The 15,793-nt window shown below is 69.4% G+C and carries 15 protein-coding genes; 5 read left to right on the forward strand and 10 right to left on the reverse strand.

Annotation, left to right across the window (positions count from 1 at the left end; all coding sequences use genetic code 11):
- Positions 1-2 precede the first annotated feature (2 nt).
- Positions 3-815 (reverse strand): HAD family hydrolase, encoded by an 813-nt coding sequence (locus OG817_RS36745; protein ID WP_406049516.1) that lies wholly within the window; start codon positions 813-815, stop codon positions 3-5.
- A 612-nt stretch (positions 816-1,427) separates the two neighbouring features.
- On the opposite strand from OG817_RS36745, the gene OG817_RS36750 reads away from it, so the two are divergent.
- Positions 1,428-1,937, forward strand: coding sequence for a WhiB family transcriptional regulator (locus OG817_RS36750; protein ID WP_406049517.1), 510 nt, complete (start codon positions 1,428-1,430; stop codon positions 1,935-1,937).
- A 138-nt stretch (positions 1,938-2,075) separates the two neighbouring features.
- On the opposite strand, the gene OG817_RS36755 is transcribed toward OG817_RS36750, so the two are convergent.
- Entirely contained in the window at positions 2,076-2,885 is an 810-nt protein-coding gene (locus OG817_RS36755) for an HAD family hydrolase (RefSeq protein WP_406049519.1), read from the reverse strand.
- Positions 2,882-4,156 carry a serine--tRNA ligase gene (serS, locus tag OG817_RS36760; protein ID WP_406049520.1) on the reverse strand — a complete coding sequence of 425 codons (1,275 nt, stop codon included), beginning with the start codon at positions 4,154-4,156 and terminating at the stop codon, positions 2,882-2,884. The genes OG817_RS36755 and serS overlap by 4 nt, the downstream gene beginning before the upstream one ends.
- Positions 4,157-4,250: 94 nt before the next feature.
- Between serS and OG817_RS36765 the strand changes: the two genes are divergently transcribed.
- On the forward strand, positions 4,251-5,843 hold the full coding sequence (locus OG817_RS36765; RefSeq protein ID WP_406049521.1) for a diacylglycerol kinase family protein: 1,593 nt from the start codon (positions 4,251-4,253) through the stop codon (positions 5,841-5,843).
- 466 nt (positions 5,844-6,309) lie between these two features.
- On the opposite strand, the gene OG817_RS36770 is transcribed toward OG817_RS36765, so the two are convergent.
- On the reverse strand, positions 6,310-6,804 hold the full coding sequence (locus tag OG817_RS36770) for a DUF4446 family protein (RefSeq protein ID WP_396394293.1): 495 nt from the start codon (positions 6,802-6,804) through the stop codon (positions 6,310-6,312).
- 124 nt (positions 6,805-6,928) lie between these two features.
- Between OG817_RS36770 and larB the strand changes: the two genes are divergently transcribed.
- Both larB and larC read left to right on the forward strand, forming a co-directional pair.
- Positions 6,929-7,648, forward strand: coding sequence for a nickel pincer cofactor biosynthesis protein LarB (larB, locus tag OG817_RS36775; RefSeq protein WP_406049523.1), 720 nt, complete (start codon positions 6,929-6,931; stop codon positions 7,646-7,648).
- Positions 7,645-8,895: a nickel pincer cofactor biosynthesis protein LarC gene (gene larC / locus OG817_RS36780; protein WP_406049524.1), complete on the forward strand. Its 1,251-nt coding sequence runs from the start codon at positions 7,645-7,647 to the stop codon at positions 8,893-8,895. Before larB ends, larC begins: the two co-directional genes overlap by 4 nt.
- Positions 8,896-8,898: 3 nt before the next feature.
- Here larC and OG817_RS36785 read toward each other — a convergent pair whose 3' ends face one another.
- From OG817_RS36785 to OG817_RS36795, 3 genes are read right to left on the reverse strand one after another with little or no spacing between them, the layout of a single operon-like run.
- A complete protein-coding gene (locus OG817_RS36785; protein WP_393386406.1) occupies positions 8,899-9,216 on the reverse strand; it encodes a cupin domain-containing protein in 318 nt (105 codons plus the stop codon).
- Positions 9,213-10,799: a DUF2029 domain-containing protein gene (locus OG817_RS36790; RefSeq protein WP_406049525.1), complete on the reverse strand. Its 1,587-nt coding sequence runs from the start codon at positions 10,797-10,799 to the stop codon at positions 9,213-9,215. The genes OG817_RS36785 and OG817_RS36790 overlap by 4 nt, the downstream gene beginning before the upstream one ends.
- On the reverse strand, positions 10,796-11,587 hold the full coding sequence (locus tag OG817_RS36795) for a glycosyltransferase family 2 protein (RefSeq protein ID WP_396394299.1): 792 nt from the start codon (positions 11,585-11,587) through the stop codon (positions 10,796-10,798). Before OG817_RS36795 ends, OG817_RS36790 begins: the two co-directional genes overlap by 4 nt.
- A gap of 191 nt (positions 11,588-11,778) precedes the next feature.
- Between OG817_RS36795 and OG817_RS36800 the strand changes: the two genes are divergently transcribed.
- On the forward strand, positions 11,779-12,990 hold the full coding sequence (locus OG817_RS36800; protein WP_396394300.1) for an arginine deiminase: 1,212 nt from the start codon (positions 11,779-11,781) through the stop codon (positions 12,988-12,990).
- Between the two features lie 163 nt (positions 12,991-13,153).
- Here OG817_RS36800 and OG817_RS36805 read toward each other — a convergent pair whose 3' ends face one another.
- From OG817_RS36805 to OG817_RS36815, 3 genes are all read right to left on the reverse strand, one after another.
- A complete protein-coding gene (locus OG817_RS36805) occupies positions 13,154-14,122 on the reverse strand; it encodes a DUF5926 family protein (RefSeq protein WP_406049528.1) in 969 nt (322 codons plus the stop codon).
- A gap of 60 nt (positions 14,123-14,182) precedes the next feature.
- Positions 14,183-14,599, reverse strand: coding sequence for an ATP-binding protein (locus OG817_RS36810; protein ID WP_360437540.1), 417 nt, complete (start codon positions 14,597-14,599; stop codon positions 14,183-14,185).
- Positions 14,600-14,830: 231 nt separating this feature from the next.
- Positions 14,831-15,691 (reverse strand): glycerophosphodiester phosphodiesterase, encoded by an 861-nt coding sequence (locus OG817_RS36815; RefSeq protein ID WP_406049529.1) that lies wholly within the window; start codon positions 15,689-15,691, stop codon positions 14,831-14,833.
- Positions 15,692-15,793 lie beyond the last annotated feature (102 nt).

Consider the following 15,793-nt stretch of genomic DNA (forward strand, 5'->3'; position numbering starts at 1 on the left):
ACTCAAGACCGGAACAATTCTTCGAGGACGGCGGCGACGCCGTCCTCGTCGTTTGCGGGGCACACCTTGTCCACCACCGCCAGTACGTCGGGATGCGCGTTGGCCACCCCGTACGACGTACCGGCCCACGCAAGCATCGGCAGATCGTTGAGCGAGTCACCGAAAGCGATCGACTCGGTGGCCGAAATCCCTTGCACAGCAGCGAAATCGGCCAGCATCGCGGCCTTCGACACGCCGTTCGCGGAGATCTCCACCAGGTTGGTGCCGCCGCTGTGGCTGGCGGTGACGCGAGTGCCGACCACCGGCACGACCCGCGCGAGCAGTTCGTCGGAGTGCCAGCTCGGATGACGGACGAGCAGCTTCGCGGCCGGCTCGGACAGCAGCACCTCGACGGCCGCCACGAGCGCATCGCCGGGCACCGGCCAGCGATTGACGTAGTTCGGCTCCTGTCCGTAACGGTCCGATCGCTCAATCGCGAACTCCACTTCGGGAATCTCGGCCCGGATCGCCTGCGCCACCTCGAGTGCGACGCCCGGATCGATCAACCGGGTCCGGATCGCCTGGCGCCGCACGACGTCGTACAGAATGGCGCCGTTGGCAACTATTGCGACTCCGTGATCGCCGACCAGGTCGGACAGGTCGTGCAGCCAGCGAGGTGGCCGGGCGGTGACCATCACGAAAACACTTCCGGCCTGCTGTGCCGCGAGCACCGCCGACCGGGTCCGGTCGGAGATCGTTCCGTCACTGCGCGCCAACGTTCCGTCGAGGTCGGTGGCGATCAGCCGGGGCAGGCGGAGATGCTGGGATGCCGTCACCCGACCCACCGTATCCGGTGGCCTCATTACTCCTCCGACCGCGTTCTGCGCAAGCGAATGGACGTCGGCTTCAGAGGTTTCTGACCAATCTGATTGAGCTTTTGACAACGTCACCAGACCGTTACGGCAGGATGCTGCAAAGGCAGCAAGTTCCCCTGCGCAGCCCCGAGGACGCGTGATTTCATGCGGTGTCTGGCGGGGAACCGGGGGCGATTCGGCCGCGTCGTACGTCTGTTCTGGATCAGCGCGACTGATGCCGCCCACCGACCCTGAAGCACACACAAACGCCGGGAAACCGTTGCGGAATTGGCTGCAACCAAAACCGCAGCGGCGGCGTCAACAGTTATGGATCGGTACGTCCTTTACGGGACGACACGGTGGATCGGCAAACAGTTCGTCGGTCCATCAGTTAGTGGATCCACGTGATCGGGCGGCATTCATCGCTCGTTCATTCGGGTCCTGATGACTTGGGGAGCCACGATGACCGTCAACAGCGCCAATCTAGCCGGGCCGGGGGGCACTAGCGCCCGAGCGGCTGTGGACATATCTTCCACCACGGAAGGGGCAACGACCGGATGCATCGCCCGGTCGGACATCTTCCAGCACCGCTTGATGGAAGAGCCGCCGCCCGCATCCGCCACCCGCCGCACCCGCGAGCGGTACGAACAGCTCGTCCGCGAGGCCAAGACCCTCTGTGCCTCATGCCCGCTGTTCACCGACTGCTTGTACAGCGCAGTTGCCGAACACGATGTGAGCGGTTTCGTCGCCGGAACCACTGCTGCACAACGCCGTTCGATCCGGAACCTGCTCGACGTCGAGGTGCAGGCCGACGACTTCGACCAGCTCGCCGGGGCCCGCGGCACCCGCCGGCCGGTCAGCCACGAAGAGGTGCTGCGGCTGCGTACGCAGTACCCGAACGACAGCCTGGAGTCGCTGGCCATGCGGCTGGGATGTTCGCTGTCGACGGTCAAGCGCCACCTGCGCCGCGCCCGCCGCGGCCAGAGCCCGGCCGCCAAGACGCCGCGCCCGCGCCCGCAGGTCAGCGCCGTGCTCGACGCCTTCGACACGGTGGTCGACCAGCAACTCCAGCCGCGCCGGACCGGCGGTAGCCGCGTCGCCTGATCCGATCTTCGGCCCGCCAGCGGACGATCGGACACTGAACGCGAAGGCCCGGAAACCCTGTGTACAGAGGGTTTCCGGGCCTTTCGGTTGCTGACAGCAAGTTGAGCTTGTCAAGCCTTTCGATGCTGGTCGAAAGGGTCAGAACCAGCGGTTGAGGATCGCGGCGACGCCGTCGTCCTGCACCGACTTGGTCACCTCGTCGGCGGCCACCTTCACCTCGTCCGGCGATGACCCCATCGCGATCCCGCGGCCGGCGTACGTCAGCATCTCGATGTCGTTGCGTCCGTCCCCGATGGCAAGCAGGCCGTCCGGCTCCAGCCCGAGCTGCGCCAGCGCCACCTTCAGCCCGGTCGACTTGTCCACGCCTTCCGGCGCGATGTCGAGCCACGCGGTCCAGCCGACGAAGTAGCTGACGCCGTGCAGACCGAGCCGTTCGGCGAGCTGGACGAAGTCCGCCTCGGACTGCTCCGGGTCGCGGATGATCAACCGGGTCACGGGCTCCGGCGCCAGCTCGTCGGCGCCGACCACGCGGATCTTCGCGCCGATCCCGAGGTCGCCGTCCGGGAACGGCGCGGTGACCAGGTAGCTGCCGTCGTGCTCCTCGACGGCCATCCGGGCGTTCGGCGCGTACTTGCGCACCGACGCGATCACCGTCGTCGGGTCGAACGTCCGCTCGTCCACCACGCGGCCGTCCGGGTACTCGAGTGTGCGCGCACCATTGCTACAGACAACGAATCCGCCGGTGGGCAGACCGAACCGCTCGGCCACCGGACGGGTGGTCGACCAGGCCCGGCCGGTCGCCAGGATCACCGGAACCTGGGCGGCCGTCCGCCGGACCGCATCGACGACCGCCTCGGACAGCTGCTCGTCGTGGTCGATCAACGTCCCATCGATGTCCAGAGCAACTACTGTCGGCGCGGCGGCCACGGGCCGCGGGCCGTTTGTCATCTGCCCACCGGTTCGAGGACCTCACGGCCACCCAGGAACGGGCGCAGGGCGGTCGGCACCCGGACCGAGCCGTCGGCCAGCTGGTGCGTCTCCAGGATGGCGACGATCCAGCGGGTGGTGGCCAGCGTCCCGTTCAGCGTAGCGACCGGCTGCGTCTTGCCGTCGGCGTCGCGGTGCCGGATGTTCAGCCGGCGCGCCTGGAAGTCGGTGCAGTTCGACGTCGAGGTCAGCTCCCGGTACCGGCCCTGTGTCGGCACCCACGCCTCGCAGTCGAACTTCCGGTACGCCGAGATGCCGAGGTCACCGGTCGCGGTGTCGATCACCCGGTAGCACAGTTCCATCTTGTCGAGCATCTCCTTCTCCCAGCCGAGCAGCCGCTGGTGCTCGTCGGCGGCCTCGTCCAGGCTGCAGTAGGAGAACATCTCGACCTTGTCGAACTGGTGGACACGGATGATCCCGCGGGTGTCCTTCCCGTGCGACCCGGCTTCCTTGCGGTAGCACGACGACCAGCCGGCGTACCGGACCGGACCGTTGGACAGGTCGATGATCTCGTCCATGTGATACCCGGCCAGCGCGACCTCCGACGTACCGGTCAGGTACAGCTCCGGCTCGTCGAGCCGGTAGACGTCGTCGTGCGCCGACAGGTAGCCGGTGCCGCCCATCACCTCGGGCTTGACCAGCGTCGGCGTGATCATCGGGGTGAATCCGTACTCGACCGCCTGCTGGATGGCCAGCTGCAGCATGCCGAGCTGGAGCAGCATGCCGGCGCCCTTGAGGAAGTAGAACCGCGAGCCGGAGATCTTCGCGCCGCGTTCCATGTCGATCGCGCCGAGCAACTCGCCCAGCTCGAGATGGTCGCGGGGCTCGAAGCCCTCGGCGGCGAAGTCGCGCGGCTTGCCGACCTCCTCGACCAGGACGAAGTCGTCCTCGCCGCCGACCGGGGCCTCGTCGGAAACCAGATTCGGCAGGGCGAGGGCGAGCTCGTCGAAGCGGTTCCCGGCCTCGTTCGCGGCGGCCTCGTTCGCCTTCACCTCGGCGGCCAGCGTCTTGGTGCGCTCCAGCAGCGCGGCCCGCTCGTCGCCCTTGGCCTGGGCGACCTGCTTGCCGAGGCCCTTCTGCTCGGCCCGGAGCGCCTCGAAGGCGGAGATGGACGATCGACGCTCACTGTCGGCGACCAGAATCTGGTCGACCAGGTCAGCACTCTCACCGCGCTTGGTCAGGGCCGCGCGCACGACATCGGGGTTCTCACGGAGCAGTTTCGCGTCAATCACACGACGAGGGTATCGGGGCGTGTCAGAACCGGCGAAGTGTATTCGGGATGATGTGGTGGCAACACGTGATCATCGAGGGGGATTTGAGCGGGTCATGAGCCACCATCCACCCACTACCGTCGGCCGTGCGCTGACGGTCGTCCTGGGTGCGCTCCCGTTCACCGTGATCACCCTGCTGGTGGCCGGTGGCTGGCCGCCACTGCAGCGCTGGGACGAGTCCACCGCCGCCCGGGCCGCCGCGTACGGCGCCTCCCACGAGAGCGTGGTCGACGTCTGGCAGGTGGTCGGTGCGGTGGTTCTGCCGTGGACCTCGCGGGCAGTGCTCGTGGTCGTGGCGGCGTACCTCTGGCACCGCCGGGCTCGCCTGCTCACGGTCTGGCTGCTGACCTCCGCCGTCGCAGAACTGGTGCTGGTCCAGGTGTTCAGGGTGCTGGTCGAGCGGCCCCGGCCTGTGCCGATGCTGGCCGAGGCCGAGGGCTTCTCGTACCCGTCCGGTCACGCGACCGCCGCGTTCGTGATGGCCGGCGCGCTCGGCGTCGTCCTGCCCTCGGTGCGCGGGTGGCGGCGACGGTTCCGCTTGCTGGTGCTGGTGCCGGTCATCGCGGTGGTGTGGATCGCGTCCGCGGATCGGATCGCGCTGAACGTGCAGTTCGTGTCGGACGTCCTGGGCGGCTGGGCACTCGGCCTGGCGATCCTGACCGCCACCTCGATCGGCTTCGGGCTGCGGCCGGGACTCCGGCGACGCAGGCGTCGTACCCCGTCGGACGGCGACGGTACGACGACCCCGCCGCGGGCCGCCGTGATCGTGAACCCCATCAAGGTCGGCGATGGGGTGGCGTTCCGCCGGAAGGTGACCCGGGCGCTGGCGGTCCGCGGGTTCGACGACCCGCTGTGGCTGGAGACGCGGGTGGACGACGCCGGCAACGCGATGGCCAAGCGAGCGATCGAGAACGAGTCCGACCTGGTCCTGGTGGCCGGCGGCGACGGGACGGTCCGCGTGGTCTGCGCAGCGCTGGCGTACACCGGCATCCCGGTCGGGGTGATCCCGGCCGGCACCGGCAACCTGCTGGCCCGGAACCTGCACATCCCGCTCGACCTGGACGACGCGCTGGAGCGGATCCTGGAGGGCCGCGAGCGGCGGATCGACCTGGTCAAGGTGCACGGTGACGAACTCGACACCGACCGTTTCGCGGTGATGGCCGGGCTGGGGCTGGACGCGGCGATCATCTCCGGCGCGCCGCCGCATCTGAAGGCGCAGATCGGCTGGACGGCGTACCTGGTGTCGGCGGCGAAGAACATCAACCACCCGTCGGTGCGGGTGCAGCTCACGCTCGACGACGAGGAGCCGATCGAGCGGCGGGTGCGCACGGTCGTGATCGGGAACGTCGGCATGCTGCAGGCGAACATCCCGCTGCTCCCGGACGCCCGGCCGGACGACGGCCTGCTCGACGTGGTGGTGATCGCGCCGCGACGGGTGACGCAGTGGCCGATCGTGCTCTGGCGGCTGATGACGCGGACGAACCGGACCGACATGTACCTGGAGCGGTTCACCGGGCGAAAGGTGGAGATCACCGCGGCGGTCGACGTACAGCGGCAACTGGACGGCGATCCGATCGGCCCCGGCCGGTCCCTGACCGCCGAGATCGAGCCCGGCGCCCTGCTCGCCCGCGTCCCGAAACGCCGCTGACGCGCCCCCGCCCCACCTCACCCCGCGCCACCTCACCCCGCGCCACCTCACCCCGCGCTACCTCACCCCGCGCCCCGCGCCACCTCGCGCCACCTCGCCCCGCGCCACCTCGCCCTGCGGTGGGTTGACCCACGAGAGTGTGGGTTGGCCACCGGCGTACCGCTGGCCAACCCACAGGGTGGTGGGTCAGCCCACCAGAGGGGGCGGGGGTCGGAGGGCGCGGTGGCATGCGCGGGTGCCGGTGCGGGCGCGCAGAGTGCGGTGGGGTGGGCGGGCGCGGTGGGTTGACCCACGAGAGTGTGGGTTGGCCACCGGCGTACCGCTGGCCAACCCACAGGGTGGTGGGTCAGCCCACCAGAGGGGGCGGGGGTCGGAGGGTGCGGTGGCGTGCGCGGGTGCGGGTGCGGGGGCGGGCGCGCAGAGTGCGGTGAGGTGGGCGGGGGCGGTGGCGTGGGCGGCGGAGGAGCTAGTCGTCGACGGTGGGGCCGGATTCCTTGCGGAGGGTGTCGATCGCCTCTTCTTCTTCCGGCGACAGCTTCGCCTCGCTCGCGAACGCCTTGATCTCCTTGGCATAGGTCCGCGCGTCCGCCCGGCTGTTGATCGACGTCAGTACGACGCCGTCGCCCTGGTCATCGAGCAACGCCATCGACCAGGACAGCTTGCCGCCGGTGTCGCCGAACGCGTCGTACCGGACCACGGCGAGGTGCTGCAGCGTCCCCCGCAGCTCACCACGGGTCACCTCGAGCTCCTTGCCCAGCTTCTTGAGCTCGGACCGGACCGTGCCCTGCTTGGCCTCCGGCTGGTGCGGCTGAGGTTCGGCCTCCGGGGTCGGTGTGGCGGGCAGTCTGGACGATCTGGACGTACCGGACTGCGTTCGGAGGGCCTGGATGGCGAACACCAGGGCGAGCACTGCCACGAACAGGGCGGCGATTCCGAGAGCACCGGCTAACGTCGAAGACACGCACGAGAGCCTAAGGCATCGCGTGGTATGTCTGAGTACTCAGGCGATTGCGGAGAGTGCGTGGCGTTGGTTCATCGGTGGACCGGACGAGGTACCACGGCCGGGCGCCACGTAGATTCACGGCGTGACACATTTGCCTGATCAAGGTCCACAACCGGGCGTCCACGACCTCGGATACGCACGGCTCGACACCGACCGGCTGGAGCGCACCGGCGACGCCGAGGTGGTCTACGGAGCCGGCAAGACGCCTGCCCAGATAGTGGAACTGCTGCGTACGCTGCACGAGACCCACCCGGATCACGCCGTACTCGCGACCCGGCTGAGCGAGGAGGCCCAGGAGGCGGTCGCCGTGGCGCATCCGTCCGCGGTGGTCGACCCGGTCGGCCGTACGGCGGTCCTCGGTACGCCGCCCGTCCTGCGCGGCACCGTGGCGGTGGTCTCGGCGGGTACGTCGGATGCGCCGGTGGCGGCCGAGGCGGCGACGACGGCCCGGGTGTTCGGGGCCGACGTGGATCTCATCACCGATGTCGGTGTGGCGGGCCTGCACCGCGTGATGGGTGTTCGGGAACGGCTCGACGCGGCCGACTGCCTGGTAGTGGTCGCCGGCATGGAGGGCGCACTGGCCAGTGTCGTCGGCGGACTCGTCGGCGTACCGCTGGTCGCCGTACCGACGTCGGTCGGGTACGGCGCCTCCTTCGGTGGGGTGGCGGCGTTGCTGGCGATGCTGAACTCGTGTGCGCCTGGTGTGTCCGTGGTGAACATCGACAACGGTTTCGGGGCCGGTGTGTTCGCGGCCCGGGTGGCGCGGCGTGCGGCTCCGCGGGAAGCGAAGGAGCAGTCATGAGGATTGCCTGGATCGACTGCTCGGCCGGCGCCTCTGGCGACATGCTCCTCGGCGCGTTCCTGGACGCCGGTGCCGACCTCGGTGTGGTCAACACCGCAGTCGCAGCGGTGGACCCGTCCCTCTCGGTGACGCTCGAACGCACCGCGCGCCACCAGATAGCCGCCGCCAAAGCCACCGTCCGCGTCGACGGCGCTCCCCACCCGGAGAACAGCCCGGCCGGCCACGGGCATGGTCACGGACACGGCCACGAGGAGCCGGCTGGTGATGGCCATCAGCACACTCGGCCTTGGGCGGAGGTGCGGCGGATGCTTCAGGAGGCCGCGCTGGATGGGGCGGTTCGGGATCGGGCGTTGGACACGTTTGCCCGGCTGGCCCGGGCCGAGGCGGCCGCGCACGGGGTGTCTCCGGATGAGGTGCATTTCCACGAGGTCGGTGCGTTGGACGCGATCGCGGACATCGTCGGCGTCGCGGCGGCCTCGGTGGCCCTCGAGATCGACCGCGTCGTGGTGTCGACGATCGCGCTCGGAGGTGGGCGGCAGGCGCGCGGGCAACACGGCGGCATCCCGATTCCGGGGCCGGCGGTGCTCCACCTGTTGTCCGAGGCCGACGCACCGGTGATCGGCGGCACAGCGCCGTACGAGATGACGACGCCGACCGGAGCGGCGCTGCTGGCCTCCCTCGCGGACGATTTCGGGCTGCTGCCGGCGATGCGGATCGAGCAGACCGGTGTGGGCGCGGGCGGCCGCGACCCGGTCGAAGTGCCGAACCTCGTGCGTGTGGTGGTGGGTGAGGCGATCGACGGCCAAAGCACCGAACTCGTCTACGAGACGAACGTCGACGACCTGGACCCGCGGATCTGGCCGCAGGTGCTCGCCCGGCTGATGGAGGCCGGCGCGGCCGACGCGTGGCTGACCCCGATCCTGATGAAGAAGGGACGGCCCGCGCACACCCTGTCGGTCCTGGTCGGCAGCGCGAACGCCGAAGTGGTCCGCTCCGTGATCCTGGCCGAGACCTCGGCGATCGGGCTGCGCGAGTTCGCGATCCGCAAGCATGCCGCGGACCGCGAGTTCGCCAGCGTCGACGTCGAAGGCCAGCGCATCCGCGTCAAGATCGCCCGGTACGGCGGTCAGGTAGTCAACGTCCAGCCGGAGTACGACGACGTGGCCGCCGCCGCGTCGAATCTCAAGAAGCCCGTCAAGACCGTGCTGGCCAAGGCGATCGCGGCCGGCCACGACCTCTGGAGCTGAGGCTCAGCGACCGCTGTAGGGAGGGGCGAAGAACACCAGCAGGGCCAGATCCTCGGTCACGTCGGTGAACCGGTGCTCCTCCCCGGCCGGCACGAACAGCACGTCGCCGGGACCGACCGCCTCGGTCCCGCCCGGCGTCACCAGGGTCGCCCGGCCGGTCGTGACGACGTAGATCTCGTCCTCGTGGTGCGGTGCCTGGTCGTCCAAGCCGCCGGCTGGGATCGAGTAGGTGCCTACGGACATGGCCGAGGTCCGCAACTGTTCCACGTAGTCGTTCGGCTCGCGGCGTACGAAGACGCCTGCCCCCACCAGTTTCTTCATCCAGGGAGACTAGTGGTTTGCTGCGGCACGGACTTCGACTTACGGCGCGGCCAGTCGTACGGCCACCACTGCGCCCCGCCACGGCGGGCCCAGATGATCAGGCCGACCAGGACCGCCAGCTCGATGGCCGGGCAGATCGTGTCCCGCAGCCTTGCGCTGAACCACTCCAGTGAGTCGGACAGGCTCGCCGCCACCTGCCGAGCGTTCGGATCGCGTCCGGGCACGTAGGCGATCGCGAGCATGGTCGTCCGGACCACCATCAGCCCGTCGACCTTCGACGCGGCGACCGCGGCCAGCGCGACCCAGGCGATCAGGTCGTACCAGGGCAGCGAGTACATCGCGGTCAGGATCCACGCGATCGCGTAGATCGCCGTGTACCGGATGGCGGCCGGCGTCGGGTCGTCCGGGTGGGTCTGTGGGACCAGCGACTTCGGGAACACCTGCGTCAGCAGGATCGCGACCACGATCAGGCCGACCCAGGCAAGGATCGCCAGGACCGTCCGCACCAGTCCGTTCGGCAGGAACAGGGTGAAGAAGCTCAGCAGTACCTTGTGCGGTGTACCGGTGGAGATGAACGACGTCTGCGAGCGGGCCTGCTGGAAGGCCTGCAGGCCGACGAACGCGTACAGACCGCCCATCGCGAGTGCGCCACCACCGCAGAAGATCGCAGCCTTGCGCCGGTCGTTGTGCAGCGCCCAAAGCATCGCCACACCGACCAAGCCGATGGACAGCTTGGTGCAGCCGGCGACGCCGATCATGATGCCGGCCCAGAAGATGTGGCGCCGGAACAGCACCAGCGCGATCACCGCGAACATCACTGCGATCGCGTCGTTGTGCGCACCCGCCAGAACGGTCCACAGGATCAGCGGGTTGGCCAGGCCGAGCATGATCACGCGGCGCCGGTTCGGCAGGTTGGGGCCGACCAGCTTGACCAGCAGCAGTCCGGTGACGACCAGGCTGATCGCTACCGACAACTGCAGCATCCACACCGTCAGCTGCATCGAGTCGCCACCGATCAGCGACGACAGCCACTGGACCCAGGTCGCGATCGGGCCGTACACGCTCTTCGCGCCCTGCCAGGGCCGCTCGGTCGCCGCGATCACCGGGTCGTACCCGAGCCGGATCGTGTCCGCCGGCGCGGTCGTGTACGGGTCGCCGCCGAGCGACATGATCCGCCCGTACGCCGCGTAGATCAGCACGTCGCCCGAGGCCATCGGCGGGACCAGCGTGATGGCCGCCGTCGTACCGATGCCTAGGGCAATCAATCGGTCGACCCGTGGGGCCCAGCCGTTCTTCAGGGCCTTGGTGGCGAGGAAGACGCCGTACCCGCCGAGGAGGATGGCCACGTAGATCATCACCGTGACGAGCCAGTCGTTCGGCTTCGTGTCCCACCAGTACGACGGAAGCCACGCGTGCCGGTTCGTCAGCGTCAGCACGACCACGGACGGACCGAGCAGGCCGGCGCCGACGATCAGCGCCGTACAGGCGAGGTAGAGGGCAACGGCCCAGCGGCCGTAGCGGTTGCCCAGCCTCTGGTCGATCGTCGCGTCAACGGTGTCCGGGGTGACGTCTGGCGTGCTCATTGCCCCGACTTCCGCGGGAACAGGCTGCGGAGCGACGGACCGCCTCCGTCGGCGGGCAGGGCGCTCCGCGCGGCCAGGGCGCGACGGACGTGCAGGTACTGCTTCGCGCGGTGCAGCTGGCCGCGCAGGTCGGTCCCGGTGGCCCGGTGCCGGACCTCGATCGGGACCTCCAGGATGCGGAACCCCTTGCGGCCGAGGTCGATGCTGAGCGCGGTCTCGACGCCGAACCCGGCCGCCAGCGGGACCGCGGAGTCGAAGGCGGCCCGAGTCAGGCACCGCTGCCCCGACAGCGGCTGCTCCGGCGCCCAGCCGGTCGCCTCCTCGACGCCGGCACGAGCGAGCCGTACGACGAACCCGTGCCCGCCGGCCTTGGACCCGTCGGCCCGGACCTGCGCCGGCAGGGTGCCGATGGTCATGTCCGCCGTACCGTTCTGCACCGGCTCGATCAGTGGCGCCGCCGCGGTCGCGGAGTCGGTCAGGTCGGCGTCCAGGAACAGCAGGTGCCGGGGCCGGGCGCCGTCACGCGCCGCGACCGCCGCCGCCCCGGTCTCCATCGCCGCCGCCTTCCCCCGGTTCCGGTCGTGCCGTACGACGACGGCTCCGGCGCGCTCGGCGGCTCCCGCCGTACCGTCCGCCGAGCCGTCGTCCACGACCACGACCAGGTCCACCCCGATGATCTTGTGCACCGCGTCCACGGTGGCCGCGATCCGGTCCGCTTCGTCCTTCGCCGGGATCACACAGGCGACGGCACGCTCGAACGGCTCGGAAGGCAGGTCATGACCGGACACAGCACCGCAGCCTAGTTCCTCCACAGCCGATCGACCTCGTCAGCGTCCGGCTGCTGTGGATATCTCGTTCTTTCGTACGACTTGGCGATCCAGGGATATCGTCGGACAATCTGACAGATTGGTATGGCGTCCTCCGCTCGGGGCGTGGCTGCCGTAGCTTGGTTGGAACGACCGGACGAAAGGGGAGGCCCATGACCGAGGCGCAGGAAGCCGGCAGGGCGTACGGCGTCGACAGTGAGGTCGGTCCGCTGCGGACGGTGATGCTGCACCGCCCGGGGAACGAGCTCCGCCGGCTGACCCCACGGAACAACGACAAGCTGCTGTTCGACGGCATCCCCTGGGTCGGCCGGGCGCAGGAGGAGCACGACGCGTTCGCCCAGGCGCTGCGGGACCGCGACGTCGAGGTGCTGTACCTCGGCGAGCTGCTCACCGAGGCGCTCGGCGACCCTGACGCCCGTGCCCGCGCGGTGAAGGGCACCACCGAGGACCTCAGGCTGGGCGACACCCTGCGTGACTACCTACGCTCCTCGCTCGCCGCTCTCGATCCGGCCCGGCTCGCGGAGGCCCTGATGGCCGGCGTACGCAACGACGAGGTCCGGGCCGGCGGGCTGGTGACATCCCTGCTGGCGCACGAGGACTTCCTGATCGACCCGCTGCCGAACCTGCTCTTCACACGCGACTCCAGCGTCTGGATCCGGGACTCGGTCGCGGTCACCTCGCTGGCGATGCCGGCCCGGATGCGCGAGACGCAGCTGACCGAGCTGATCTACGGCTTCCACCCGCGCTTCGCCGGCGCCGACAAGGTGTACGACCACCAGCTCGAGCACGTCGAGGGCGGTGACGTCTTGGCGCTCGGTCCCGGCGTCCTGGCCGTTGGAGTCGGCGAGCGCACGACGCCCGCCGGTGTCGAGCGGCTGGCCCGACGGGTGTTCGCCAAGGACCTGGCCCACACCGTGCTCGCAGTACCGATCGCGCAGCAGCGAGCCACGATGCACCTCGACACCGTGTGCACGATGGTCGACGTCGACGCGGTGCTGATGTATCCGAACATGGCCGAGGAGATGCGTGCGCTCGCGGTGACCACCGACGGCGACCAGCTGCACGTCGCCGAGCCGGAGCCGTTCCTGGTGGCCGCGGCGAAGGCGCTGGGCATCGACACGCTGCGCCGGATCGATACCGGGCTGGACCCGGTCACCGCCGAACGCGAGCAGTGGGACGACGGCAACAACACCCTCGCGCTGGCGCCGCGGGTCTGCATCGCCTACGAACGGACGGTGGAGACGAACGCGCGCCTGGAGGAGTCGGGGATCGACGTCATCCGGATCTCCGGGTCCGAGCTCGGCTCCGGCCGCGGTGGACCCCGCTGCATGTCGTGTCCGGTACTGCGCGCACCGGTCAAGTAAGGCCTACGACACGCGCAGTGAAATCGGGGCTTGTGGCGGACGACCGATCTGAGTACTCTTCATGCCTAGGCCCAGGCCCTGTTGCTCCCCCGTCAGCAGGACTTGGGCCGTCCATATTCTCCAGCCGAACGCCCGGGTGCGGTGCACCCGGGCGTTTCGCATGTCAGCGGATGGTGAGCTGACGGCTGGCCAGACCGGCCCGTGCAGCCCGCTCCTCGGTGGTGAGCGGAGCCTCGGTGGCGAGCGCCTTCTCGAGCGCCGCGGCGAACTCGGCCGCCGGCTTCTCGACATCGGCCGCCTCGGCGTCCGCCGGGAGCTCCCAGACCGGCGCCAGGACGCCCAAGGCCCGGAACGAGCCGATCAGGCGGCTGCCCTCGATCAGCGCCGACGAGCCCGCCGCGTGCAGCCGCGCCAGAGCGTTGAGCAGGGTGTCCTCGCTGTGCGGCATCACCCAGCGCAGGTACCGCCGGTCACCGATCTGCGTCCAGTACGCCGCGTCGACCGACTCCAGCCGCACCGTCGGGGCAGCGGCCGCGTTCGCGCGCTCCAGGCCCGCGGCGACCTCGCCGGTCGGGTCCTCGACGTTCTCGCCGACCCAGAAGTCGAACCCCTCGTGCACCTTCACCTCGATCGGCTTCGAGGTGTCGATCAGGTCCTGCAGCCGGGGACCGTCCTTCATCAGGTCGCCGAGCTGGATCGGGTTGCCCGGTTCGGTGTTCAGTGCGGCGGTGATCGCGTGGCCGAGGTCGCGGCTCGGGTCGCCCGACGACGCGTGCGTCTGCAGGCCGATCCAGATCGACTCGTCGTCGCGGACCAGGCCCGGCATCGCCATCGGCAGCAGGGTGACCAGGTTGACCACTGTGCCCGCGTGATCACCGGTCAGCTCGACCTCCGCCGTACCCGAGGGAACGATCTCGCGGAAGGCGATCAGGTCGCACTCGGCCGGCAGGCCTTCGAACGGCCGCACCACGAAGGTGTCCGCGGCCTGGGCTCGCTCACGGCCGTGGCACTGCTTGAACCGCTTGCCCGAACCACACGGGCAGGGCTCCCGCGGCCCGACATCGACCAGATCGGCCGGGTCCAGCGTGACGGTCGTCGTGTTCTTCGTGCGCTGCCGCGACTTCTTTCCCATGGGCGCAGTCTTGCAGCCCACCGCACCCCGCGGCCAACCAGCTCAGTCCGGGGTGCCGGCTCAGTTCGGGATGATGGCGTGGACGGTGCGGTGAGTGGCGGCCGTACGGACGTCCCAGGTCGAGGTGAGCATGTCGACGATGGCCAGACCCCGGCCGCCGATCGATTCCGGATGGGTGTCGCTGATGCGCTGCGGTTCGGTGTCACCACGACCGTCGGTGACCTCGACGTGGATCCCTGACCTGTCGATCCACCAGGCCGCGCGCACCTCACCGGCCGGCAGCGGCGGCGCGTACCGGATGGCGTTGGAGAGCAGTTCGGACAGCACCAGTTGCGCGTCGTCGGACGCGGTTTCGGTGATCCGGTACCGCTTCAGATAGGCGGCCAGACGGCGACGGGCGTCCGCTACCGCGGACACTTCATGCGGCAGGACGACGTCCACGACGCTAACGTCGGCAGGCAGGGTCGCAGAGGACAAGCAGGGTCTCCTCGTTCATCGGAACAGCCATACGGAGATCTGCCCAGCTTCCGGTCCCGGAAAACACCCGCACGCATTCCGTTACATTGCCCCGGCGTAGATCACAGCTTTTGCCAGGAAACCGAGACGAAATCGACAGAATTGAACGTTGCAATAACGGATCGCATTCATCCCACTACGTATCCGCACCAGTCACTTCAATCCGAAGTGGCATGTCCCACATCCGACGTACTAGGTGTGACGGCGGGGCCTGCGCCGCGGCGGATACGTCACAGTGGGGACCGGTGCGGCCGGGGGCTCCGCGAGAGTCTCGAGGGCGGCCTCCGGGCGGTCGGTGATGATCGCGTCGACCCCGATGTCGCGGCAATGGCGGATGTCCGGATCGGCGTTCACGGTCCAGACGTGGACCTGGTGGCCGTGCTTGTGCGCCCGGTCGACGTACTCCGGGTGGGCGGTGACGATCTCCAGGCTGGGACCGGCGTACGAGACTCCGGTCGGCAGTGAGCCGTCGCGGAACCGGAGCGGGACGCGGTCCATCAGCAGCACGGTGCGGAGGCCGGGGGCCATCGTGCGCATCCGGCGCAGGGACAGCCAGGAGAAGCTCATCACGCGGACAGGGGATTCTGTACCCACCTTCGGGTGCGCCCAGCCGTAGCGGTCGAGTGCCTCGATCAGCCGGCGTTCGACCAGGCCGGCGTACCGGGTCGGGTGCTTGGTCTCGATCGCCAGCTCGACCGGCCGGCCCGCGTCCCGGACGGCGGACAGCAGCGCGTCCAGGGTGAGGACCTTGCGCAGGTCCGGGTCCGGAAGGTCGGCGTCCTCGTCGAGGTCCGCCCACGGGTTCTTCCAGGACCCCCAGTCGAACGACTCGAGCTCATCGAGGCTCATCGTCGAGAGCACGCCTCGCCCGTTGGAGGTGCGTTCGATCCGGCGGTCGTGGACGCAGACCAGATGTCCGTCGGCGGTGAGCCTGACGTCGCACTCGAGTCCGTCGGCCCCCGCCGCGACCGCCCGGCGGTACGCCGCCAGCGTGTGCTCGGGACTGACATCACTCGCGCCACGATGAGCTACCACCCTGGGGCGTTTCGCCATAGAACAAACTCTGTCACGCCGTTCGGAGAACAAGTCACGCAGGCTCGCCGGGGCGTTGGAAAACGGTTTCTTGTCAACCACCGCATTCACCGGCCCGGCCCT

This window comes from Kribbella sp. NBC_00889, from assembly GCF_045207705.1.
Lineage (GTDB): Bacteria > Actinomycetota > Actinomycetes > Propionibacteriales > Kribbellaceae > Kribbella.